The organism is Muricauda sp. SCSIO 64092 (genome assembly GCF_023016285.1).
In the GTDB taxonomy this organism is placed as follows: Bacteria; Bacteroidota; Bacteroidia; order Flavobacteriales; family Flavobacteriaceae; genus Croceivirga.
In genome coordinates this window covers 1,188,076-1,210,691 of sequence record NZ_CP095413.1, presented here as the reverse complement: position 1 = coordinate 1,210,691, position 22,616 = coordinate 1,188,076, and the positions used below count along the sequence as shown (strand labels likewise).

At 42.2% G+C, this 22,616-nt stretch carries 23 protein-coding genes and 1 tRNA gene; 16 read left to right on the top strand and 8 right to left on the bottom strand.

The genetic code is table 11. The annotated features are described in order from the left end of the window. Positions 1–12 precede the first annotated feature (12 nt). On the top strand, positions 13–2,811 hold the full coding sequence (locus L0P88_RS05055) for a 2-oxoglutarate dehydrogenase E1 component (protein ID WP_247133529.1): 2,799 nt from the start codon (positions 13–15) through the stop codon (positions 2,809–2,811). A gap of 12 nt (positions 2,812–2,823) precedes the next feature. Further along, positions 2,824–4,044: a 2-oxoglutarate dehydrogenase complex dihydrolipoyllysine-residue succinyltransferase gene (gene odhB, locus L0P88_RS05050; protein ID WP_247133528.1), complete on the top strand. Its 1,221-nt coding sequence runs from the start codon at positions 2,824–2,826 to the stop codon at positions 4,042–4,044. Here the strand turns inward: odhB and L0P88_RS05045 are convergent. Further along, positions 4,041–4,490 (bottom strand): TIGR02281 family clan AA aspartic protease, encoded by a 450-nt coding sequence (locus L0P88_RS05045; RefSeq protein ID WP_247133527.1) that lies wholly within the window; start codon positions 4,488–4,490, stop codon positions 4,041–4,043. The genes odhB and L0P88_RS05045 overlap by 4 nt on opposite strands. 231 nt (positions 4,491–4,721) lie before the next feature. Between L0P88_RS05045 and L0P88_RS05040 the strand changes: the two genes are divergently transcribed. From L0P88_RS05040 to L0P88_RS04995, 10 genes are all read left to right on the top strand, one after another. Continuing rightward, entirely contained in the window at positions 4,722–5,489 is a 768-nt protein-coding gene (locus L0P88_RS05040; RefSeq protein ID WP_247133526.1) for a TatD family hydrolase, read from the top strand. Then, positions 5,486–6,520, top strand: a complete 1,035-nt coding sequence (locus tag L0P88_RS05035) for an asparaginase (protein WP_247133525.1) — start codon at positions 5,486–5,488, stop codon at positions 6,518–6,520. Before L0P88_RS05040 ends, L0P88_RS05035 begins: the two co-directional genes overlap by 4 nt. 61 nt (positions 6,521–6,581) lie before the next feature. Next, a tRNA-Ser gene (locus tag L0P88_RS05030) sits at positions 6,582–6,669 on the top strand. A 78-nt stretch (positions 6,670–6,747) separates the two neighbouring features. Beyond that, complete coding sequence (locus L0P88_RS05025; protein WP_158776882.1) at positions 6,748–7,476, top strand: MotA/TolQ/ExbB proton channel family protein; 729 nt, start codon at positions 6,748–6,750, stop codon at positions 7,474–7,476. Between the two features lie 25 nt (positions 7,477–7,501). Beyond that, a complete protein-coding gene (locus tag L0P88_RS05020; RefSeq protein WP_247133524.1) occupies positions 7,502–7,948 on the top strand; it encodes a hypothetical protein in 447 nt (148 codons plus the stop codon). A gap of 12 nt (positions 7,949–7,960) precedes the next feature. Then, positions 7,961–8,569 carry an ExbD/TolR family protein gene (locus L0P88_RS05015; protein ID WP_247133523.1) on the top strand — a complete coding sequence of 203 codons (609 nt, stop codon included), beginning with the start codon at positions 7,961–7,963 and terminating at the stop codon, positions 8,567–8,569. 14 nt (positions 8,570–8,583) lie between these two features. Then, positions 8,584–9,066, top strand: a complete 483-nt coding sequence (locus L0P88_RS05010; RefSeq protein WP_247133522.1) for an ExbD/TolR family protein — start codon at positions 8,584–8,586, stop codon at positions 9,064–9,066. Between the two features lie 153 nt (positions 9,067–9,219). After that, positions 9,220–9,834 carry an ExbD/TolR family protein gene (locus L0P88_RS05005; protein ID WP_247133521.1) on the top strand — a complete coding sequence of 205 codons (615 nt, stop codon included), beginning with the start codon at positions 9,220–9,222 and terminating at the stop codon, positions 9,832–9,834. Positions 9,835–9,845: 11 nt separating this feature from the next. Then, positions 9,846–10,334: an ExbD/TolR family protein gene (locus L0P88_RS05000; RefSeq protein ID WP_247133520.1), complete on the top strand. Its 489-nt coding sequence runs from the start codon at positions 9,846–9,848 to the stop codon at positions 10,332–10,334. Positions 10,335–10,426: 92 nt separating this feature from the next. Next, positions 10,427–11,077, top strand: a complete 651-nt coding sequence (locus L0P88_RS04995) for a porin family protein (protein WP_247133519.1) — start codon at positions 10,427–10,429, stop codon at positions 11,075–11,077. Here the strand turns inward: L0P88_RS04995 and L0P88_RS04990 are convergent. The 6 genes from L0P88_RS04990 to pyrH form a co-directional block, all read right to left on the bottom strand. Continuing rightward, positions 11,072–11,677 carry a hypothetical protein gene (locus L0P88_RS04990; RefSeq protein WP_158776889.1) on the bottom strand — a complete coding sequence of 202 codons (606 nt, stop codon included), beginning with the start codon at positions 11,675–11,677 and terminating at the stop codon, positions 11,072–11,074. The two genes, L0P88_RS04995 and L0P88_RS04990, sit on opposite strands and share 6 nt — an antisense overlap. Next, positions 11,677–13,134 carry an RNA polymerase factor sigma-54 gene (gene rpoN, locus L0P88_RS04985; RefSeq protein ID WP_247133518.1) on the bottom strand — a complete coding sequence of 486 codons (1,458 nt, stop codon included), beginning with the start codon at positions 13,132–13,134 and terminating at the stop codon, positions 11,677–11,679. Before rpoN ends, L0P88_RS04990 begins: the two co-directional genes overlap by 1 nt. A gap of 44 nt (positions 13,135–13,178) precedes the next feature. Continuing rightward, positions 13,179–14,612, bottom strand: coding sequence for an asparagine--tRNA ligase (asnS, locus tag L0P88_RS04980; RefSeq protein ID WP_247134839.1), 1,434 nt, complete (start codon positions 14,610–14,612; stop codon positions 13,179–13,181). Between the two features lie 72 nt (positions 14,613–14,684). Next, on the bottom strand, positions 14,685–17,081 hold the full coding sequence (locus tag L0P88_RS04975; RefSeq protein ID WP_247133517.1) for an efflux RND transporter permease subunit: 2,397 nt from the start codon (positions 17,079–17,081) through the stop codon (positions 14,685–14,687). Between the two features lie 68 nt (positions 17,082–17,149). Further along, complete coding sequence (frr, locus tag L0P88_RS04970) at positions 17,150–17,704, bottom strand: ribosome recycling factor (RefSeq protein WP_247133516.1); 555 nt, start codon at positions 17,702–17,704, stop codon at positions 17,150–17,152. 38 nt (positions 17,705–17,742) lie between these two features. Beyond that, a complete protein-coding gene (pyrH, locus tag L0P88_RS04965) occupies positions 17,743–18,447 on the bottom strand; it encodes a UMP kinase (protein WP_158776893.1) in 705 nt (234 codons plus the stop codon). Positions 18,448–18,601: 154 nt separating this feature from the next. On the opposite strand from pyrH, the gene L0P88_RS04960 reads away from it, so the two are divergent. Genes L0P88_RS04960 through L0P88_RS04945 form a run of 4 tightly spaced genes read left to right on the top strand, consistent with a single transcriptional unit; the run spans position 18,602 to position 21,704 of the window. Next, positions 18,602–19,150, top strand: coding sequence for an RNA polymerase sigma factor (locus L0P88_RS04960; RefSeq protein WP_247133515.1), 549 nt, complete (start codon positions 18,602–18,604; stop codon positions 19,148–19,150). Positions 19,151–19,154: 4 nt separating this feature from the next. Further along, positions 19,155–19,952 (top strand): HEAT repeat domain-containing protein, encoded by a 798-nt coding sequence (locus L0P88_RS04955; protein WP_247133514.1) that lies wholly within the window; start codon positions 19,155–19,157, stop codon positions 19,950–19,952. A gap of 56 nt (positions 19,953–20,008) precedes the next feature. After that, positions 20,009–20,872 (top strand): DUF4097 family beta strand repeat-containing protein, encoded by an 864-nt coding sequence (locus L0P88_RS04950; protein WP_247133513.1) that lies wholly within the window; start codon positions 20,009–20,011, stop codon positions 20,870–20,872. Between the two features lie 4 nt (positions 20,873–20,876). Then, entirely contained in the window at positions 20,877–21,704 is an 828-nt protein-coding gene (locus L0P88_RS04945) for a DUF4097 family beta strand repeat-containing protein (protein WP_247133512.1), read from the top strand. Positions 21,705–21,776: 72 nt separating this feature from the next. Here the strand turns inward: L0P88_RS04945 and tsf are convergent, their stop codons facing one another. Further along, positions 21,777–22,601 carry a translation elongation factor Ts gene (tsf, locus tag L0P88_RS04940; protein WP_247133511.1) on the bottom strand — a complete coding sequence of 275 codons (825 nt, stop codon included), beginning with the start codon at positions 22,599–22,601 and terminating at the stop codon, positions 21,777–21,779. Positions 22,602–22,616 lie beyond the last annotated feature (15 nt).

Below are 22,616 nucleotides of genomic sequence, written 5' to 3'. Positions count from 1 at the left end.
TCCACTATCCTCATGGATAAATATTCCTTCTTAAACGCTGCCCACACTTCTTTTTTTGCAGAAATGTACGATAGGTACCTCACTAGTCCCGATAGTGTTGAACCCAGTTGGCGTGCTTTTTTTCAGGGATTTGATTTTGGTTTGGAAAGCCAGTTGGATGAACTGGATGTACAGCCTTCCTCCAATGGAACAACGGCCTTGGTCAATGGTTCAGAAGTGGCCGTACCCCAATCCCTTCAAAAGGAGTTCAAGGTTATCCGCATGATCAATGGCTATCGCTCCAGAGGTCATTTGTTCACAAAGACCAACCCTGTTAGGGAACGCCGGAAATATGCGCCAACATTGGACATAGGGAACTTTGAGTTGGAAGAAAGCGATCTGGACACGGTTTTTGATGCTGGGAACATTATTGGTATCGGTCCAAGTTCACTCCGTAAGATAGAGGCCCATCTTAAGCGTATCTATTGTGATGCCATTGGGGTAGAATATATGTACATCCGAACCCCGGAACGGATCCAATGGATCCAAAACTGGTTGAACGTTAACGATAACCATCCCAGTTTTTCATCGGATGAGAAAAAGAACATTCTGAGAAAGTTGAACGAAGCAGTTTCGTTCGAAAGCTTTTTACATACAAAATACGTGGGTCAGAAACGCTTTTCCTTGGAGGGCGGGGAATCACTGATTCCAGCTTTGGACGTTATTATTGAGAAAGCGGCAAATGCTGGGGTAAAACAATTTGTTATGGGGATGGCCCATCGTGGGCGTCTTAATGTATTGACCAACATTTTTGGCAAATCACCCAAGGACATCTTTAGTGAGTTTGATGGCAAGGATTATGAAGAGACCATTTTTGATGGAGATGTAAAATACCACTTGGGATGGACTTCCATGCGGGAAACGGATACCGGGAAAATGGTCAATATGAACATTGCCCCAAATCCTTCGCATTTGGAAACGGTCAATTCAATAGTTGAAGGTATAACACGTGCAAAACAGGATAGCTCCCATCAAGGGAATATTTCGGAAGTCCTTCCGATCTTGGTGCATGGGGATGCAGCTTTCGCAGGTCAAGGTGTGGTATATGAAACCGTACAGATGGCCAAGTTGGATGGGTACACCACAGGCGGTACCATTCATATTGTTGTTAACAACCAAATTGGATTTACGACCAATTATTTGGATGCCCGTTCATCCACCTATTGCACGGACGTAGGTAAAGTCACCCTTTCGCCGGTACTTCATATTAATGCCGATGATGCCGAAGCCGTGGTTCATGCCGCTACCTTTGCCCTGGAGTATAGAATGCGGTACAAACGTGATGTTTTTCTTGATTTGCTGGGGTATCGAAAATATGGGCACAATGAGGGGGACGAGCCTAAATTCACCCAACCCCTATTGTATAAATCCATTTCCAAACACCCCAATCCAAGGGATATTTATGCCGAACGTTTGATCAATGAAGGTATCATTGATAAGGACCACGTAAAGAAGTTGGAAGCGGAATATAAAAAAGAGCTCGAAGAAGATCTGCTGGATTCCAGGAAGATTGAAAAAACCCGAATTACGGCTTTTATGCAAGATGAGTGGGAAGGCTTTTCCAGAGTTACGGAGGAGGCCATGCTTTCCACTATCGACACGTCTTATGATATAGGAAAATTAGACGGGGTGGCAGGGAAAATAACCCAGCTTCCGCAGGATAAGAAGTTTTTGCGCAAATTGGAACGACTCGTCCAAGGTCGCAAGAAGATGTATTTTGAGGATAACCGACTGGATTGGGCCATGGGAGAGCTATTGGCCTATGCTTCTTTGATTGAAGAAGGTTTTGACGTGCGAATGACAGGTCAGGACATTGAGCGTGGAACCTTTTCCCATAGGCATGCCGTCATAAAAACTGAAATGCACGAGGAGGAGGTGGTATTGCTCAATGAAATGGGCGAACATCAAAAGGGTACATTCCATATTTACAATTCCCTCCTTTCTGAATATGCCGTAATGGGATTTGACTACGGATACGCCATGGCCAGCCCAAATACATTGACCATTTGGGAAGCCCAGTTCGGTGATTTCAGTAATGGGGCACAAATTGTGATTGACCAATATCTATCGGCGGCAGAAGACAAATGGAAGTTGCAGAACGGCCTGGTGTTGTTATTGCCCCATGGGTACGAAGGTCAGGGTGCGGAGCATTCCTCGGCAAGGATGGAACGTTACCTGCAGCTCTGTGCCAAAGACAATATGTACGTGGCGGATGTGACCACTCCTGCCAATCTGTTCCATTTGTTGCGGAGGCAGATGAAAGCGAAATTTAGAAAACCCTTGGTTGTGTTTACACCCAAAAGTTTGCTACGCCACCCCAAAGTGGTTTCCACAAAAGAAGAGATGGCCAACGGAAGCTTTGCGGAACTCATTGACGATGTTGCGGTAAAGCCATCAGCGGTGAGATCATTGGTTTTTTGTACGGGGAAGTTTTATTATGATCTATTGGCCAGGCGGGAAGAACAGGAAAGGATGGATGTGGCCTTGGTTCGATTGGAACAACTATTTCCACTCCCTGTTGAGCAGATACAAAGTACCATCAAAAAATACAATAAGGCGGAAGAAGTGGTATGGGCCCAGGAGGAACCCAGGAATATGGGGGCTTGGGGCCATTTGTTGATGCATTTGGATGAGGCCAGGAATTTTAGGGTGGCCTCCAGACGTTTCTATGGGGCGCCTGCCGCAGGTAGTGCAGTTCGTTCGCAAAGACGTCATAACGAGGTTATTGAATACGTTTTCGATAAAACAAAAGATAATTTTATTAGAAAGTAAATAAAGCACAGCATGATTTTAGAAATGAAAGTTCCATCGCCGGGAGAATCCATCACCGAAGTAGAGATAGCGGAATGGTTGGTGGAAGATGGTGATTACGTTGAAAAGGACCAGGCCATTGCGGAAGTGGATTCTGATAAGGCAACCTTGGAACTTCCTGCGGAAGAAAGTGGGGTTATTACCCTAAAAGCTGAAGTTGGCGATGCCGTTGGTGTGGGTGAAATAGTGTGCTTAATAGATACCAGCGCGGAAAAACCGGTTGGTGCGGTTGCCAATGGGGCAGAAGACGTGGAAAAGGAAGAGCCTCCCAAGAAAGAGGAAGCTCCAAAACAAGAAGTGCAACAAAAGGAATCATACGCTACTGGGACACCTTCTCCGGCAGCCAAAAAAATATTGGACGAGAAGGGCATAGCCCCCGCTCAGGTCAATGGTACGGGCAGGGATGGTCGTATAACCAAAGAAGATGCGGTACAAGCCGTTCCTTCCATGGGCACGCCCACTGGTGGCAGTAGGGGGGAATCCCGTTCCAAGCTGTCCATGTTGCGCAGAAAAGTTGCCGAACGATTGGTTTCAGCAAAGAATGAAACGGCCATGTTAACCACGTTCAATGAGGTTGATATGTCCCCCATATTCGAACTACGTAAAAAATACAAGGAAGAATTCAAGGAAAAGCATGGTGTAGGTTTGGGCTTTATGTCCTTCTTCACCTTGGCATGTGTAAGGGCCTTAAAGGAATTCCCTGCCGTGAATTCCATGATTGACGGTAAGGAAATGATTTCCTATGACTTCTGTGACATCAGTATTGCCGTTTCCGGACCCAAAGGGTTAATGGTTCCCGTTATCCGCAATGCGGAGAACTTGACATTTAGAGGAGTGGAATCTGAGGTAAAACGTTTGGCCATACGCGCCAGGGACGGCCAGATCACTGTGGATGAAATGACCGGAGGTACCTTTACCATTTCCAATGGTGGCGTCTTTGGTTCCATGCTTTCCACACCTATTATTAACCCTCCCCAAAGCGCAATCCTGGGGATGCACAATATTGTGGAACGTCCAATTGTTCGGGATGGACAAATTGTGATTGCCCCGGTAATGTTTGTGGCCCTTTCTTATGATCATAGAATTATTGATGGTCGCGAATCCGTTGGATTTTTGGTCGCCGTAAAGGAGGCCCTGGAAAATCCAAGTGAACTCTTAATGGATAACAATATCACAAAGGCTTTGGAACTTTAGGGGTTACCCAATTTTAGATAAAGCCTTTTTTTACTGTAATCAATTACCGCTTTTCCTTTTTTCAAAAGATCGGCCCCTATAATTCCATCAACAGGTCGGGAATCATGATTGGTAAGGGCTTGGTTAACATGGACAAGGTCAAATAGTACAATTTTTTGCCTACGCCTTTTCCATGCCCCAATTTCAATGGTATTATTGGTTGAAATCAAGGTTTCCATCTCAAGGGCCCCAGCTCCTGCGGCCTTGATATCCGATACTTCAAAATTTAAGTTGAAAAATTCAATCCGATCCATTCCAATACAAGTGTTGGAAGCTCCCGTATCCAGAATGAACCGTCCGGGAATTCCATTTATTGTCGCTTCCAGTTCAAAATGATTGGTCACCGTCATTTTTAGTTTGACCCTAGTGTAGTTTTTTGAATTGAGGAAAGATTTGAGCGAATCCATTCAGAAAATTTGCTAAGAGCCTGTTTGGGAGTTTATGATTGGAATTGTTATAGGCCATTTTTGTGCGGAACGAGGCACGACATAGCGAAAGCTATGGGCGAGCCGGTGCGATGGAAAAGCATAGCCATAGTTATGGACTAAAACTTTAACAATGTGCCGTGCAAAAAGGGACATAAGAAAACAATTGACAAATTCCCAAACAGGCTCTAAAGATAAACCTATTTTTGCAGCATGATTCTGACCGATACCCACACCCACTTATACAGTGAGGCTTTTGATGAAGACCAGGACTTAATGATGAAACGTGCAATGGACCTGGGCGTTAAACGTTTTTTTGTGCCTGCAATAGATTCAACGTATGCAGAAAGAATGTACAGCTTGGAACAGCAGTATCCAACAGCTGTTTTTTTGATGATGGGATTACACCCTACCCATGTTAAAGAGAATTATGAAGAGGAGTTGGAATTTGTTGAAAAAGAGTTCCAAAAGCGAAGCTTTTATGCAGTTGGGGAGATAGGGATCGACCTTTACTGGGATAAATCCTATCTAAAGCAGCAACAAATGGCCTTTGTGCAGCAGATCAAATTGGCCAAAAAATATAAGCTCCCCATTGTTATCCACTCCCGGGAATCCTTTGATGAAATTTTTGAAATCCTGGAACAGGAGAAGGGCGATGACCTTTATGGGATATTTCATTGTTTTACGGGGACCATGGAACAAGCACAAAAGGCGATAGCCTATAATATGAAATTGGGTATTGGAGGGGTAGTGACCTTTAAGAATGGAAAAATAGATCGGTTTCTTGGGCAAATTGACTTAAACCATATCGTGTTGGAGACAGACGCTCCTTATTTGGCCCCCATGCCGTACCGGGGGAAGCGCAATGAAAGTTCTTACCTTATTAAGGTGTTGGACAAACTTTCCCAAATCTATGGATTACCGCAGAAGGAAATTGCTCGGATTACGACGGAAAACTCAAAACAGGTATTTGGAATATGAAGGAACGCGCCAATATACTGTTGATTTACACAGGGGGGACTATTGGAATGGTAAAGGATTATGAAACCGGAGCCTTATCCGCCTTTGATTTTACCGAACTGCAAAAGAATATTCCGGAACTTTTTCAATTGGATTGTGACATTACCACGGTTTCCTTTAAAAACCCGATTGATTCCTCCAATATGAATCCAACCTACTGGGCCGATATTGTTGGGATTATAGGGGAAAACTATGCGGATTTTGATGGTTTTGTGGTATTGCATGGAAGTGATACCATGAGCTTTACGGCTTCGGCCCTAAGTTTTATGTTGGAGAATCTGGCAAAACCGGTTATACTGACCGGGTCCCAGCTTCCCATAGGTGATTTGAGAACCGATGCCAAAGAGAACTTAATTACTGCCATACAGATTGCCTCTTTAACGGAGAATGGCCAACCCGTGATAAGGGAAGTAGGGCTTTATTTTGAATACAAATTATACCGCGGTAACAGGACAACCAAAATCAATGCAGAACATTTTCAGGCTTTTCGCTCACTCAACTATCCAACGCTGATCGAGTCCGGGGTTAATCTAAAGATCAATTATCCCTATTTATTGTCCACCAAAGGGGAGAAGGGCTTACACGTACGTACCGAAATGGATTCCAGGGTAGGTATCCTAAAGTTGTTCCCCGGTATGGCCAGGGAGTTTGTGGAAGCTGTATTGAATGCAAAAGACCTTAAGGTGTTGATTTTGGAAACCTACGGTGCGGGTAATGCTTTTACCGATGAATGGTTCATCAAAATCCTGGAAGATTCCATTTTAAATGGTTTGCATATCGTTAATGTAACCCAATGCGTTGGGGGAGCGGTGGTGATGGGACAGTATCAAACCAGTGAACGGTTACGACAGATACAACTCATTAATGGAAAGGATCTTACAACGGAAGCTGCCGTGGCCAAGGCAATGTACCTCTTGGGAATGCAACTGCCATCGAGCCAATTCAGGGCGTTTTTTGAAAGGCCGCTACGGGGGGAAATGCAGCAAAATTAACGCCCCAAATTTCTTTAACTAATTATTTTTTTGTTTATTGGTCGGCCTAACTATTGAAAATAGAGAGGTGGCCGAGTGGTCGAAGGCGCACGCCTGGAAAGTGTGTATACACCAAAAGTGTATCGAGGGTTCGAATCCCTTCCTCTCTGCGAAGTTTAAAATTTTTTAATTTCTAAATTTTTATATCTTTAACATTATTAACTAACTAAAATTTAAGTTTGAACACGATGAAAAAAATATCCCTTACTCTGGCTACTGCCGGAATGTTTATTGTTGGTACCACAACTTCCTCTGCGGCCATGCTGCAAGAAGGGGCTGAGGCAAGCAAAGGATTTACCCAGGTATTGAAAGAGCAGTTCATTCAAGGTGGGCCAGTTTTTATGGGTATCGTATTGTTATGTTTAATTTTAGGTTTGGCCGTGGCCATTGAGCGTATCATTTATTTGAACCTTGCCAGCACAAATTCCGCTAAACTAAAACAACAAGTGGAAGATGCATTGGCTTCCGGTGGCGTTGAAGCAGCCAAAGAAGTATGCCGAAATACCAAGGGCCCCGTTGCCTCTATTTTCTACCAAGGTCTTGACCGTGTTGATGAAGGATTGGAGTCTGCAGAAAAAGCGGTTGTAGCTTATGGTGGGGTACAAATGGGACAATTGGAGAAAAATGTTTCTTGGTTATCCCTATTTATCGCAATTGCACCCATGCTTGGGTTCATGGGTACGGTAATCGGTATGATTGCGGCCTTCCAGAAAATTGCAGCTGTAGGTAACTTAAGTGCCTCTTTGATCGCCGGTGATATCCAGGTGGCGTTATTGACTACGGTTTTTGGTTTGATTACTGCGATTATCCTTCAAATTTTCTACAACTATATCATCGCTAAAATCGATAGTATCGTTAATGACATGGAAGACTCTTCAATCTCTTTGATTGATATGTTGGCTGCCCACAAGAAATAAGTAGTAACGGATAAACTATCGGAAAATGCATAGGATTTTAAAAATAATATTAATTGTAATAGGCATTATTGCGGCCATTATGTGTTTTTTCATGATGCCGGATGCAGCTGATCCAGAGGCTATCAATAGCACAGGAATTAGTGTGATGTTCGGGATTATGTGGCTGCTATTGGTTATTGCTGCAGTTTCAGCTTTGTTCTTTGGATTAAGGAAGATGTTGACAACAAAAGGCGGATTGAAGAAAGCACTTTTCTCCCTTGGAGGCTTGGTAGTACTTTTCATAATTGGCTATGCCTTGTCAAACAGTGAAGAAGCTGAAGCAGTAGTGCAAACTTTTGCGGGTAGGGATATTGAACCCACTACTGGAACTGTAAAGAACATCGGTATGATGCTTAACGTGTTCTTTGGAATGGTCCTAATAGCTGTTGCTTTGATGATATGGCCAGGGATCAAGAAATTAATTGGACGTTAAAAATTTAAAAACATGCCTAGAAGAAAAGGAGCACCAGAGGTCAATGCAGGTTCCATGGCGGATATCGCCTTTCTTCTGCTTATCTTTTTCTTGGTGACCACCACCATTGAAACGGATGCAGGATTGGATAGAATGTTACCTCCAGCGGAACCGCCGGAAGATGTTGATGTAGTTATTAAGCAGAAGAATATATTCACTGTAAACATCAATAGAAATGGTCAATTACTGGTAGAAGAGGAAATCTTGGACATCAAAAATCTAAGAAAAGAAGCTATTGCCTTCTTGGATAACGGTGGGGATGGTAGTTGTAATTACTGTAAAGGTAGAAAGGATGCTTCTTCTTCGGATAATCCGGAAAAGGCAATTATTTCCTTAAAGAATGATAGGGAAACCAAGTATTCCACCTATATCACGGTGCAGAATGAGTTGGTAGGTGCCTACAACGATTTAAGGAATAGGGAGGCCCAAAGACTTTATGGTCGTGATTTTACTGAAATGGAAGCAAAATATCTGAACCCGGAAACACCCTCGGCGGAAAGGGACGACCTAAAGCCCAAAGTGAAGCGGATTCAAGAATTGTTTCCACAGAAATTATCCGAAGCAGAGACCTCCGTTAATTAATAAAACCAAAGTAGATGGCTAAATTTGCAAAGAAAAAGGACGGGGATTTACCTGCGGTTTCTACGGCTTCCCTCCCAGATATTGTCTTTATGTTGCTGTTTTTCTTTATGACCGTAACGACGATGAAGGATAGCTCGCTGTTGGTGCAAAACACATTGCCCAATGCCAGTGAAGTTAAAAAGTTGGAGAAGAAAGATCGCGTTATTTATATTTATGTAGGTAAGCCCACCAGGGAATATCAAAGTGTTTATGGTACGGAGCCTAAAATACAGTTGAACGATAAGTTTGCTGATGTTAATGAAGTAGGGACGTACATTCTGGCGGAGCGTGCTAAAAAGCCGCAAGAACTACAAAATGTGTTGACCACTGCATTAAAAGTGGATAAGGATGCCAATATGGGCCTTATCTCGGATATCAAACAAAAGTTGAGACAGGTAAATGCGTTAAAGGTCAATTACACCACCTATGAGGGAGATGCTTTTAATAATCTCCAATAAGGTAGACCCTATCTAAAATGTACTTAAAAACGTCCCTTTCGGGGCGTTTTTTGTTTTCAGGGACGAACAGGGATTTAACAATTTTTTTGGAATGGTTATTGTGATTATTCGGCAAAGGGAACAGAATTCCTTGGCCATTAAAATTACGGTACCATGTCAAAACTAAAACAAGCCCCCGAAGTTAATGCGGGTTCCATGGCGGACATCGCATTTTTATTGTTGATCTTCTTTTTGGTGACCGCCTCAATTGAAACCGATGTTGGGTTGAATCGTATCCTACCAAGGGAAAGCACGGACCCATATGTAGAAATAAAAGCAAGAAATCTACTGGAGATCGGTATAAATGCCAAAAACCAGTTAATGGTGGAAGGGGATATCCTACCATTGGAAGAATTACGTACTAAAGTGGTTTCCTTTATTGATAATGGGGGGCTACAAACGGATGATAAAGACTTTTGTGGCTACTGTAAAGGGGAACGGCTTGCCCATCTTTCAGAACATCCGGACCAGGCCATTATTTCCATAACAACAAGTAGGGAGAGTGACTATGCCTATTATGTTTCGGTACAGAATGAAATAATAGGGGCCTATAACCTTCTTAGAAACCGGGAAAGTTCAAGGCTGTATGGAATAGCATACGAAACCCTTGTACAAAACTATGGCGAGGATATTGGCCCTACGGAGAAAATGGCCATAAAAGGGAAAATTGAGGGCATAAGGACCATGTTCCCTCAAAAAATAATTGAACCAGAAGTAATACATCAATAAAATTCGATACCATGTCACCAATTAAGAGAAACAACCCTACCAGGTTACCAGCTATTTCCACGGCATCATTACCGGATATCGTGTTTATACTTTTGTTCTTTTTTATGACGGTAACCACCATTAAGAATCAAAATCTTTTGGTGGAAAACCAATTGCCGATGGCCAATGAAGTGGATAAACTGGATAGAACGGACCGTATCATTGAGATTTTTGTAGGCCCTGTTCCATCCAATTCCAATGAGGTCGATAACGTTCCCATCAAAATACAAATTGAAGATAGATTGGTTGCCATAAATGAAGTAGACTATTATTCGCTGAAAGCATTGGGAGCGATGCCAGAACACCTCCAGAGGTCGGCAATGGTTTCCATAAAGGCCGATAATAAGGTAAAAATGGGCGTCATAACCGATCTTAAGAAGGAGCTCCAAAAAGTAAATCTTCTTAAAATCAACTATACAACGGTTGAAGGAAATGTGTTTAAAAATATGGAATTGAAATAAGGAGCCCTTTCCATTGGCCAAATGATCCATAGTTTTCTTTATTTTGCTTTATGCCAAGATTCCTTTTTATTGCGTTAACTTTTTTTTGCCTTGTGCAGAAGATATGTTCCCAAGAAGTCGAAACCCAAGAAGCTTTTGATGACAAATACCTGGAAGATCAATTTTATATTGGCCTTGGATACAATTTTTTGTTGAACAAACCGGAAACTGTTATCCAAAGGAACCTTTCCTATAACCTGCAATTGGGGATGATTAAGGACATTCCTTTAAATAAGAAAAGGAACTTTGGTTTGGGGATAGGCCTGGGTTACGGTACCAATTCCTACTATACCAATATTCTGGTCAATGAGACCAACAATGGAATAACATATGATCTACTGGTAGACGGGGATGGTGTGAACAGGAGTAAATTTGAGACCCATGGTGTGGAATTTCCGTTTGAGATCAGATGGCGGACCTCTAACCCCATAACCTACAAATTTTGGCGCGTTTACGCTGGAATCAAAACGGAATATCTTTTTTCAAGAAGGTCAAAACAGGTTTCAGATGCCGGAAGCGAAACATTTTCCAATCCCAATATTGAGCAATGGCAATATGGCTTAACCCTTAGTTTTGGGTACAATACCTGGAACTTGCACCTGTATTGGGCCTTAAGTGATTTTTTGGATGAAAATGCTGTTTTCAATAACACACCCTTGGACATTAGCCCCATCCGAATAGGAATTATCTTTTACGTTTTATAACCAGTACTTGAAAACAAAAAGCTGGGAACAACATCCTACGAGAAAACCTATGACAAGCTCTATTTTGGAGTGGGCCTTCATGAATAGTCGGGATGTTGCCACAAGTCCCGTCATAAAAGTGAAAATTGCAATCGCAAAAGTGATGTTGATTTCAAAATGAATACTCAACCCCACCAAATAGACCAAAATACTGCCCATTCCGAGTAAATGGACACTTGCCTTTATTCTGGCAAACAACAAAAGAAGCGTCGTAAATGAGGCAATGAGCAGACCAACAAAGAAGTAATAGAGTTCGTTGATGTAGTTCAAGGGAATTACTTTGTACAAGATCATAAAATGAATGATCATGCTGAGGTAAAGCGGATATTTGCGTTCCTCGAGTTTTGGGGCAAATATTGAGGAGATAAGTCCAAGGTTTCTCAATATTAAGAAGAGGATGATGGGGATGATCACCGTTAAAATAAAAATGGGCAAAACATTACCGCTTTGTAGTTGAAGGGAACTAAACTTGGGCGTGATCAGGAAGTACGATATGGTCCCTCCCATAGGGATGAATAGGGGGTGAAAAATGTACGAAACTCCTTTTAACAAATAGCGCATTAGATTTGTTTACGGAGACGGGCAACTGGAAGGCCCAACTGTTCCCGATATTTGGCAACCGTCCTTCTTGCGATGGGATACCCCCTTTCCTTTAAGATTTTTGCCAGTTTATCGTCGGTCAGCGGTTTTTTCTTATTCTCTTCTTTAATGACCGTTTCCAAAATCTTTTTGATCTCCTTGGTGGAGACGTCTTCTCCTTGTTCATTTTTCATGGATTCCGAGAAGAATTCCTTAATAAGCTTGGTACCGTAAGGAGTATCCACATATTTACTGTTCGCCACTCTAGAGACCGTGGAAACGTCCATATCGATCTGATCGGCAATATCCTTGAGGATCATGGGTTTCAGCTTCCGCTCATCACCGCTCAAAAAATACTCTTTTTGGTAGTGCATTATGGCGTTCATGGTAACAAAAAGTGTTTGTTGACGCTGTTTTATGGCATCTATGAACCATTTTGCTGCATCCAATTTTTGTTTGATAAAAAGTACGGTGTCCTTTTGGGATTTACTTTTATCCTTTGCGCTTTTATAGCCTTTGAGCATATTGGTGTATTCCTTGGACACATGAAGTTCTGGGGCATTTCGTCCGTTTAGGGTCAACTCCAACGTACCATCAACTATTCTTATGGAAAAATCGGGGACAACATGTTCCACAAATCTATTATTTCCCGAAAAAGAGCCCCCAGGCTTTGGATTTAGCTTTTCAATCTCCGCTATGGCCTCCTTTAATTCTTCCTCCGTAATGTCGTGTTTGGTCTGTAGCTTGCTATAATGCTTTTTGGTAAATTGTTCAAAGGACTTTTCTATGATTGCCAGGGCCAACGCTATGGAAGGACTTGGTTCCTTTCTGCGTATCTGTATGGCCAAACATTCGTCCAATGAACGGGCTGCTACACCGGGAGGGTCCAACTCCTGTACAATTTTTAAAACACTTTCAATGGTCTTTTCGTCCGTATAAATGTTTTGGGTAAAGGCCAGGTCGTCCATAATATCGGTGATAGGCCTTCGGATGTAGCCGCTTTCGTCAACACTGCCCACCAGAAATTCGGCAATGGCCCATTCCTCATCATTCAGGGAAACCGTGCTTAATTGGTTGATCAAATATTGATTGAAGGATATTCCAGCCGCATAGGGTATGCTTTTCTCATCGTCATCCGTGCTGTAATTACTTACTTGGGTACGGTAGTCCGGTATTTCATCATCACTTAGGTATTCATCTATGTTGATGTCATCCGTGGCTATGGTTTCACTGTCCTGATGGTCATCATAGGTATCCTCATAGGTGTCTTCCAATCTATCTGCATCCGCCTTTCCACTTTCCAATGCGGGATTCTCCTCCAGTTCCTGTTTTAATCGTTGCTCAAATGCCTGCGTGGGCAGTTGGATCAACTTCATTAACTGAATTTGCTGTGGAGATAGCTTTTGGGAAAGTTTAAACTGTAAGTGTTGTTTTAGCATTATACAGTGATGGTTTCCTTTCTTCTAAAAATAAAGAAATGAATTTAAAATTCCGCATTTTGGGGTGTACGTGGAAATGGAATGACATCTCGGATATTTCCCATACCCGTTGCAAACTGAACCAATCGTTCAAAACCAAGTCCAAACCCACTGTGCACGGCGGTACCAAATTTTCTTAAATCCAAATACCACCACAGTTCTTCTTCGGGGATGTCCAAATCAGCCATTTTTTGCTGAAGGACCTCCAAGCGTTCTTCCCGTTGCGAGCCACCAACAATTTCCCCAATCCCCGGAAACAGGACGTCCATGGCCCTTACCGTTTTTCCATCTTCGTTCAAGCGCATATAAAAAGCCTTTATGGTAGCGGGATAATCGAACAGGATAACAGGACATTTAAAGTGCTTCTCAACCAAAAAGCGTTCGTGCTCACTTTGCAGATCGGCTCCCCATTCATCAATCGGGTATTCAAACTTTTTCTTCTTATTGGGTTTTGAATTTCTTAGAATGTCAATGGCTTCCGTATAGGTTACCCGTTTAAAGTTGTTATCGACCACAAAACGCAATTTTTCCAAAAGGGCCATTTCACTGCGTTCTGCCTGGGGCTTGGTCTTTTCCTCATCCAATAGTCTTTTTTCCAAGAACTTCAGATCATCTTCACAATGCTCAAGAACGTATTTTAGTACGCCTTTGATAAAATCTTCGGCCAAATCCATGTTGGCATCCAAATCGTAAAAGGCCATTTCCGGTTCAATCATCCAAAACTCTGCCAAGTGACGGGAAGTATTGGAATTTTCGGCCCTAAAGGTTGGGCCAAAGGTATACACCTTTCCCAATCCCATGGCATAGGCCTCTGCTTCCAATTGTCCGGATACGGTCAAGTTGGTTTCCTTGCCAAAAAAATCCTCCTTATAGTTTACTTCCCCATCCTCGGTCAGCGGTGGATTTTTGGCATCCAGGGTGGTCACCCGAAACATTTCACCGGCACCTTCGGCATCGGAACCCGTAATAATTGGAGCGTGCATATAATAAAATCCGTTTTGTTGAAAGTAATTGTGGATGGCAAATGACAAAGCGGACCTTACCCGCATTACTGCGGAAAATGTATTGGTGCGTACCCTAAGGTGTGCCTTTTCCCGTAGAAATTCCAGTGAGTGCTTTTTGGGTTGGATCGGGTAGGTTTCGGCATCTGCCTTTCCATGAATAAAGAGATCTGTGACCTGAATTTCCACATCCTGTCCCCGTCCCTGGCTTTCCACCAAGTTCCCCTTGACCTTTATGGCAGCTCCGGTGGAAATGGAACGTATCACTTCTTCCTCGAAATTCCCATAGTCCACCACACACTGTATGTTTTTTATGGTGGAACCGTCATTTAAAGCAATAAATCGATTGCTCCTAAATGTTTTCACCCATCCTTCAACAATAACTTCTTGGGACTTTGCTTCTTCCCCCAATAACCGTTTAATGGAAAACGAATTCATCATAGGTAACCAAAATTAAGCCCCAAAGATAATTCTTTAGCCCAAGTAGAATAGGTATTTCTGCAAGAAAAACTAGTTTGTCCCCCCTTCATTATCCTGGGAAGGGAGTACATCGATATGTGGTTTTTTAAAGGTCTTTTTGTTGGCAATATTTCGCTCCAGGGATAGCAATAGGGAAGGGAGCAAAATCAAGTTGGACAACATGGCAAACAGTAAAGTGGCAGAGACCAATCCTCCCATGGCCTGTGTTCCCCCAAAACTGGAAATGATAAAAACGGAAAAGCCAAAGAAAAGCACTATTGACGTATAGAACATACTTACCCCGGTTTCCCGTAGGGCATTGTAGACGGATTTTTTAATGTACCATTTATTGGCCGTCAATTCCTGTCGATATTTTGCCAGAAAATGGATGGTATCGTCTACCGATATTCCAAAGGCAATGCTAAAGATTAAAATCGTGGAAGGCTTTATCGGTATCCCCAAAAACCCCATTAGGCCCGCGGTAATGACCAGGGGTAAGAGGTTGGGAACGAGGGAGATCAATATCATGCGAAAAGACCGGAACAGGTACGCCATAAAAATTGAAATAAGGCCTACGGCCAATGCCAATGACAATAATAAATTTTTAATAAGGTATTTGGTGCCTTTAAGGAATAATAGCGCTTTGCCGGTCATGTAAACATTATAGCGCTCCGCGGGAAAAATCTTTGAAATGGATTTCAACAGATCCCTCTCAATTTCTTCCATTCGCGGGGTCTTTACATCCTTCATAAAGGTAGTCATTCGTGCAATTTGGCCCGTACTGTCCACAAAACTCTCCAAAAGGTTCCCATTCTCGGAGGATTTTCTGGCCACGTCCATAATAAAGTTGTTTTCCTGGGTCGTCGGCAATTGGTAATACTTTGGAATCCCGTTATAAAAAGCCTGTTTGGAATACTTTACAAGGTTAACAACGGACAGGGTTTTGGAAAGCTCCGGAATTTCATCAATCTCTTGGGAGAGGGATTCCATACGTCGTAAAGTGGCCAATTTGGCAATGCCGTTCTTTTTTTTGGAATCGACAACCACTTCAACTGGCATAATACCATCGAACTCTTTTTCAAAAAATCGAATATCCTGGAAGAACTTGGCATTTTTGGGCAAATCTTCTATCCTGCTTCCCGTTATTTGTATTTGATAAATTCCGATAATGCTTAAAACCAGAACGGTAACGGCCGTGAAATACACTGCAATGCGGTGATTGCGAACTACCCGTTCCATCCAGTTTACAAAAGTATCCATCCACTTTTTGTTCAAATGTTTTAGGTGCTTGTACTTGGGAATGGACATAAAACTATACACAATGGGTATAATGCCGAGGGAAAGGATAAAAATGCATAAAATACTTAGGGAGGCGACAATTCCAAATTCTTTGAGCAAATCACTATCCAGGATAATGAAGGTTGCAAAACCCAAGGCGGTGGTTACGTTGGTCATTAACGTGGCGTTCCCAATTTTGGTAATGACCCGTTGAAGGGAAAGGGCTTGATTTCCGTGTTTTTTTACTTCTTGTTGGTATTTATTGATCAAGAAAATGCAGTTGGGGATTCCAATAACAATGATTAGGGGAGGAATCAAAGCGGTGAGGATGGTAATTTCATACTTGAAAAGACCCAATATTCCAAAAGTCCACATAACCCCAATGATAACCACACATATGGAAATAAAGGTGGCCCTAAAACTTCTAAAGAAGAAAAAGAAAATTAATGAGGTAACGGCGAGTGCGGCTATAATGAAGTTTCCTATCTCATCGATTATAATCTTTGAGTTCCAAGTTTTTATATAGGGCATTCCAGATACCCTAACGTCCAAATTGGTCTCATTTTCAAAGTTTTCGACCAGGTTTTCAAGATCGCTGAGAATGAATTCATTTCGAACGGAGGTATTTAAAATATCCTTGTCCAAATAAATGATCGTTCGTATGGTTCCGCTTTTCTTGTTGAAAATAAAGCTTTCATAAAACGGCAATTCTTGAAATAGTTTCGTTTTGATGGCCGAAACTTCCGCTTCGGAAGAAGGTTCCTTCTGAATTAGATCCTTGAGTACAAACTCTTGTTTTTCATTGTCTTTGATAAGTTCCTGTAGATTGTCCGTAGAGATGACCAAATCGACTTCTGGATTGGCCTGAAACTGTTTGCTCAAACGATTCCAACGATTAAAGTTCCCGGGAAGGAACAAAGAACTGTCCTGTACGGCCAGGACTATGGCATTGTCTTCCTGTCCAAAAATGGAAACAAACTCTTCATACTGTAAAGTCTCGGGGTGGTCATCAGGTAGCACATTGGCCTCGGTATTGGAAAATCGCATATGTTTCCATTGCAATCCCATAAATACGGTAATTCCAGTAATGATAAGTAGAATGATAATCCTATTCCTAAGAATAAGTCGCGCGGTACCGGACCAAAACCCTTGCAAAAACTCTTTTAACATGTACTGGAAATTGGCTGCAAAGGTAGAAAATGAAGAAGTCTAAGCCTAAAGGAATACCAAAACAATAACTAAACTTTCATAATCTCCGCCTCCTTTACATCAAGGATATCCTCCACTTTTTTAATGTACTTGTCCGTCAGTTCCTGTACATCAATCTCGGCATTTCCCAATAAATCTTCAGAGATATCCAATTTTTTAAGATCCTTGTTTGCATCTTGGCGTGCATTACGGATACTTACCCTGGCGTCTTCCGCCTCAGATTTGGCTTGCTTTACCAAGTCCCTTCTCCGCTCTTCGGTCAACGGGGGTACATTGATGATGACACTTTCCCCGTTGTTCATGGGATTGAAACCCAAGTTGGAGTTCATGATCGCTTTTTCTATTTCTGGGATCATGGACTTTTCCCATGGCTGTACGGAGATGGTTCGCGCATCGGGGGTATTGATATTTGCTACTTGCGATAATGGGGATTGGGAGCCGTAGTATTCCACCATTACAGTGGATAACATAGCAGGGCTTGCCTTACCCGCCCTAATCTTTATCAAGGCTTTTTCCAGATGGGCAATGGACCCATCCATACTTTCCTTGGTCGCATCCAATATAAACTGTACTTCTTCATTCATAGAAACGAATTTTCGTTTTGAAAATAGTCTTTGTGCCGTTAATTCACAACGGTTCCAATATTTTCCCCGGAAACGATCTTCATAAGATTGCCCCTGGTGTTCATGTCAAATACCAAAATGGGCAGTTCGTTTTCCTGACTTAGGGTAAAGGCCGTGGTATCCATCACTTTTAGTCCTTTGCTCAGTACTTCTTGAAAGGATAAAGAATCAAATTTGGTTGCCGTTTTGTCCTTTTCGGGATCCGCTGAATAAATACCATCCACTCGGGTTCCCTTTAAAATGACATCTGCTTTGATTTCGATGGCCCGCAAAACCGCTGCCGAATCTGTGGTAAAATAAGGATTTCCCGTTCCTCCGCCAAAGATAACCACCCTTCCCTTCTCCAAATGCCTAATCGCCCTTCTACGGATAAAAGGCTCGGCCACTTCATTTATTTTTATCGCAGATTGTACCCTGGTTTCAACACCAATGCCTTCCAAACCACTTTGCAGGGCGAGTGCATTGATGACCGTCGCCAGCATACCCATATGATCACCTTGAACCCGATCCATTCCTTGTCCAACACCTTTTAAACCCCTAAAAATATTGCCCCCGCCAATGACTATGGCCATTTCAACACCTTTATCCACTACCGTTTTAATGTCTTCCGCATATTCCTGTATCCTTTTGGGATCAATACCATATTGTTGTTCGCCCATCAAAGCTTCACCGCTCAGTTTTAGGAGAATTCTTTTGTATTCCATCTAAGGTGTTTTGAAATCCCGACAAAAATAATCAAAATTCTTTTGGCCTTACTCCCTGATTTCATTGGCCAATGGCGACTTTTTTGAATAAAAATGGATACTTTTTGTAACCTTTTATTTTTAAGTCAGTATTCCCTTTGAACACAAAAACCAAATGCAGCAACTAACTGACAACGCCTTAATGCTAAAAGTAAAATCCGGTGATTTGGACAAGCTGGGATTACTTTATGAGCGACACAAAAAACGGCTGTTCGGTTTTTTCTACAACCTGGACCATAATTCCGGGTTAAGTGAAGATTTGGTGCAAAACGTTTTTGTGAGGATGTTAAAGTACAGACATACCTACAGTGGCGATGGGTCCTTTTTGTCCTGGATGTTCAGTATGGCCAGAAATGTGAGGTATGACCATTACAAAAAGAACGGTCAAAAATATACGGAGCTGTCACAAGTGGAATACCGGATGGGGGATGATGAGACCGCAGAGGTCAAAATGGAAAGAAAGGACAATGTCTTCATAATTCAAAGGGCGATGATGCAGTTGGATTCGGATAAACGCGAGGTTTTGGTATTAAGCAAGTTCAAGGAAATGAAATTCAGTGAAATAGGAAAGGTTTTAGGTTGCTCGGAAGGGGCTGCAAAAGTCAAAGCCCATAGGGCACTAAAGGACCTAAAACAAATTGTTCACAGCATGCAAATAACATAATCCAATGAAAGGAGAGGAATTTGAAATTTTGGCCCTTGATTATTTAAGGGGAACACTTTCCGAAGATCGGAAAAGTGAATTTGAGGAACTTTTGAAAAGTGATGTTAAATACAGCGAACAATTGGACCAATTAAGGGTTGTTTGGGAAGTTATGGATGAGGTAAAGGTACCGGAACCCTCACAGGAAATGGACCACACCTTCTTTGCCGTGCTCAGCAATGAAATGAAAAATCAAAGAGGGAAAAAGCCCGTTTTGAAGGATTACCTGGATACGCTCCTGGGTTGGTTTATGAAACCCCAATTGGCTTATGGACTATTGTTTTTGGTATTGGTAGGAGGATATTTTTTGAATGTAAAAGAGGATGTTTCGGATGCTCCCACGACGACGGTAGCCGATTCCGAAACCGAAGAAGTACGTGGAAAATTAGTGCTTACCCTATTGGAGCAAAGCTCTGCGAACAGGCGATTGGAAGGCGTAAGTGAAGCCAATAAAATAGGGAAGGTGGACGATCAGGTCATCAACGCCCTTTTGCGAACCTTGAATAAAGATCCGAACGTGAATGTAAGATTGGCGGCAATAGAATCCCTTACCAATTATGTGGACAATCCAAAGGTCAGGCAAGGATTGATACAGTCCATACCCTATCAGGAGTCCCCAATAATCCAGGTCACCCTGGCCAATCTAATGCTCGCCCTGGAAGAAAAAGAATCCATTGAACCTTTTAAACAACTGTTGGAAAAACCAGAGTTGGATACCACAGTGAAGAAAAAGATTGAGAAAACCATAAAATCGATTATTTAAGTATTCATCAGCCTTTAGGGGCAAAATCAAATTACGAACAATCAAATTTTTAAATCATGAAACAATTAGCAGTAATGTTGGTGGTACTATTTTTAGTACCGGTTTTGGGCAGGTCCCAAGACAAGGTTTTTAAGGAAACCATTGAAAAGGAACTTTCTTTTGCCCATCAGAATAGGGAAAATACGTTGGTACTAAAAAATATTTTTGGGCCAATAACCGTAGAGGGTTACTCTGGAAAAACAATTCAAATCTCTGTGGATAAAGAGATCACGGCACGCAACCAAGAGGATTTGGAACTCGGTAAAAAAGAGTTGAGCCTAAAAGTAGTGGAGCAAGAAAACAGATTGGTTGTCCATCCAGATGCCCCATACATTAACTATAATGAGAAAGGACTTCGGTTTGATTGGTGCAATAATTATGAGGAACCCGATTATAAACATAAGCTGAGCTTTAAGGTAAAAGTTCCCAGGGGCATCAATTTAAATATAAGTACGGTAAATGACGGTGATATTTATGTGGCCAATACCAGTGGAAACTTTATTAAGGTGAACAATATAAATGGGGGGATAGACCTTAAAAACGTGGAAGGGAAAACCAATCTTCATTGTATCAACGGAGCGGTAAACGTTTCCTATGCCAGTAATCCAAATGAAGCCTCACGGTACTATTCATTGAACGGGGACATTACCATTACGTATCAGACCGCTTTGAGCGCCGATGTATCCTTTAAGAGCATGAATGGGGAGTTGTTTACTGATTTTGACGTTGAAAGACAGTATGTGAGAACCAAGAAGGAAACCAGTAAAAAACGTGAAGGAAAATTCAAATATGAATCCACCCCAATAGTTCAAATTGGAAACGGGGGGCTTCAATTGGAGTTCGAAACCTTGAATGGAAATGTATTTATCAAAAAAATCTAAGATTATGAAAAAGTATAGTATAGCACTAATAGCATGTTTCTTGAGCTTTGGGTTCCTGGCCGCACAAGAAAAGGAGATTGATTTGTTTTCGGTTCCCTTGAGCAATCCAAACAGTCCAGGAAAATTGATCGTAAACCAAATAACGGGTTCCATACAGGTGGAGGCTTATGATGGCAAAGAAGTAATAGTGAAAGCGACCGTAAGCGAAGGCCATGGACATTGTGATGGATGTGGGGATAGAAAGTCCGAAAGTAAGGAGGGGATGCGTAAAATCTCGACATCCAGCTTAAATATTGGTGCCGAGGAAGATGATAATGTAGTACGGATTCAAAATGAACTCTGGAACAAAAAAACGGATCTGTACATAAAGGTACCGACTGATTTTTCCTTAAAACTAAAAACCATCAACGATGGGGATATCACTGTTGAGGGCGTGAATGGCGAAATGGAAATCAGTAATATCAACGGGCATATCACCTTGGAATCCGTAAGTGGCTCCGTCTTGGCCAATACCACCAATGGAGAGTTAAAGGTGACGTTTAACAGCATTTCAAGCGGAAAAGACATGGCTTTTAGCAGTTTCAATGGGGATGTGGAAGTGCTTTTTCCCAAATCCCTTAAAGCCAACGTAAAAGCAAAATCGGATATGGGGGATGTATATACCGACTTTGATATGGCAGTATCCAAAAACGAACCCCAGGTAGATAAGAGCAACTCGTCCGGAAAATATCGGGTAAAGTTGGAGCAATGGGTGAAGGGAACCATTAATGGTGGTGGTCCGGAGATGTTATTTAAAACCTTTAATGGGGATATCATGATAAAGTCAAGGTAAATGCCGCATCCAGACCACAAAAAAGGCCCCAACGTACGTTGGGGCCTTTTTTTATTTTTTTGGGAATTCCCTTTATCCCAGGGCAACCCGCGAAAAACCGGTTACTTCCAAAGTGGAATCCACGGATTTTACATATTGTGCAACACTTTGCTTGCTATCCTTAATGAAGGTTTGGTTCACCAAGGTATTGTCTTTAAAGAAACGTTTTAGTTTTCCTTTGGCAATATTGTCCAACATGGCCTCTGGCTTTCCTTCCTGACGCAGTTGGTCTTTGGCAATCTCGATTTCCTTATCGATAATGGATTGATCTACACCTTCTTCATTCAACGCGACAGGGTTCATGGCAGCAGCTTGCATAGCCACATCCTTGGCAGCTACATCGGCACCATTAACATTTGCGGAAAGGCCCACCAAAGTGGCAATCTTATTACCGGCGTGAATGTAAGAACCGACAAAAGGGGCATTTAATTTTTCAAAACTCCCTATTTCTATTTTTTCCCCGATAACACCGGTTTGTTCGGTCAATTTTTCGGAAACACTCATTCCGTTATATGAAGCGGCAAGGAAATCATCTTTGGAATCAAAACCCAGGGCCAAATCGGCCAATTCATTGGCCAAACCAACGAAAGAGTCGTTTTTGGCAACGAAATCCGTTTCACAGTTCAGGGAAATGATCACCCCAGAGGTGTTGTCGCCATTTACTTTGGCGATTGCAGCACCTTCCGAAGAATCCCTGTCAGCCCTTTTGGCAGCAACCTTCTGTCCTTTTTTTCTTAGAATTTCAATTGCTTTTTCAAAATCCCCTTCTGCTTCAACCAATGCTTTTTTGCAATCCATCATTCCTGCACCGGTCATTTTTCGCAACTTGTTTACGTCTGCGGCTGTGATATTTGCCATTTTGTTACGTCTTTT

Coding starts and splice junctions, on each gene's coding strand:
- L0P88_RS05055 (WP_247133529.1), top strand. CDS start 13: ATGGATAAATATTCCTTCTTAAACGCTGCCCACACTTCTTTTTTTGCA.
- odhB (WP_247133528.1), top strand. CDS start 2,824: ATGATTTTAGAAATGAAAGTTCCATCGCCGGGAGAATCCATCACCGAA.
- L0P88_RS05045 (WP_247133527.1), bottom strand. CDS start 4,490: ATGGATTCGCTCAAATCTTTCCTCAATTCAAAAAACTACACTAGGGTC.
- L0P88_RS05040 (WP_247133526.1), top strand. CDS start 4,722: ATGATTCTGACCGATACCCACACCCACTTATACAGTGAGGCTTTTGAT.
- L0P88_RS05035 (WP_247133525.1), top strand. CDS start 5,486: ATGAAGGAACGCGCCAATATACTGTTGATTTACACAGGGGGGACTATT.
- L0P88_RS05025 (WP_158776882.1), top strand. CDS start 6,748: ATGAAAAAAATATCCCTTACTCTGGCTACTGCCGGAATGTTTATTGTT.
- L0P88_RS05020 (WP_247133524.1), top strand. CDS start 7,502: ATGCATAGGATTTTAAAAATAATATTAATTGTAATAGGCATTATTGCG.
- L0P88_RS05015 (WP_247133523.1), top strand. CDS start 7,961: ATGCCTAGAAGAAAAGGAGCACCAGAGGTCAATGCAGGTTCCATGGCG.
- L0P88_RS05010 (WP_247133522.1), top strand. CDS start 8,584: ATGGCTAAATTTGCAAAGAAAAAGGACGGGGATTTACCTGCGGTTTCT.
- L0P88_RS05005 (WP_247133521.1), top strand. CDS start 9,220: ATGTCAAAACTAAAACAAGCCCCCGAAGTTAATGCGGGTTCCATGGCG.
- L0P88_RS05000 (WP_247133520.1), top strand. CDS start 9,846: ATGTCACCAATTAAGAGAAACAACCCTACCAGGTTACCAGCTATTTCC.
- L0P88_RS04990 (WP_158776889.1), bottom strand. CDS start 11,677: ATGCGCTATTTGTTAAAAGGAGTTTCGTACATTTTTCACCCCCTATTC.
- rpoN (WP_247133518.1), bottom strand. CDS start 13,134: ATGCTAAAACAACACTTACAGTTTAAACTTTCCCAAAAGCTATCTCCA.
- asnS (WP_247134839.1), bottom strand. CDS start 14,612: ATGAATTCGTTTTCCATTAAACGGTTATTGGGGGAAGAAGCAAAGTCC.
- L0P88_RS04975 (WP_247133517.1), bottom strand. CDS start 17,081: ATGTTAAAAGAGTTTTTGCAAGGGTTTTGGTCCGGTACCGCGCGACTT.
- frr (WP_247133516.1), bottom strand. CDS start 17,704: ATGAATGAAGAAGTACAGTTTATATTGGATGCGACCAAGGAAAGTATG.
- pyrH (WP_158776893.1), bottom strand. CDS start 18,447: ATGGAATACAAAAGAATTCTCCTAAAACTGAGCGGTGAAGCTTTGATG.
- L0P88_RS04960 (WP_247133515.1), top strand. CDS start 18,602: ATGCAGCAACTAACTGACAACGCCTTAATGCTAAAAGTAAAATCCGGT.
- L0P88_RS04955 (WP_247133514.1), top strand. CDS start 19,155: ATGAAAGGAGAGGAATTTGAAATTTTGGCCCTTGATTATTTAAGGGGA.
- L0P88_RS04950 (WP_247133513.1), top strand. CDS start 20,009: ATGAAACAATTAGCAGTAATGTTGGTGGTACTATTTTTAGTACCGGTT.
- L0P88_RS04945 (WP_247133512.1), top strand. CDS start 20,877: ATGAAAAAGTATAGTATAGCACTAATAGCATGTTTCTTGAGCTTTGGG.
- tsf (WP_247133511.1), bottom strand. CDS start 22,601: ATGGCAAATATCACAGCCGCAGACGTAAACAAGTTGCGAAAAATGACC.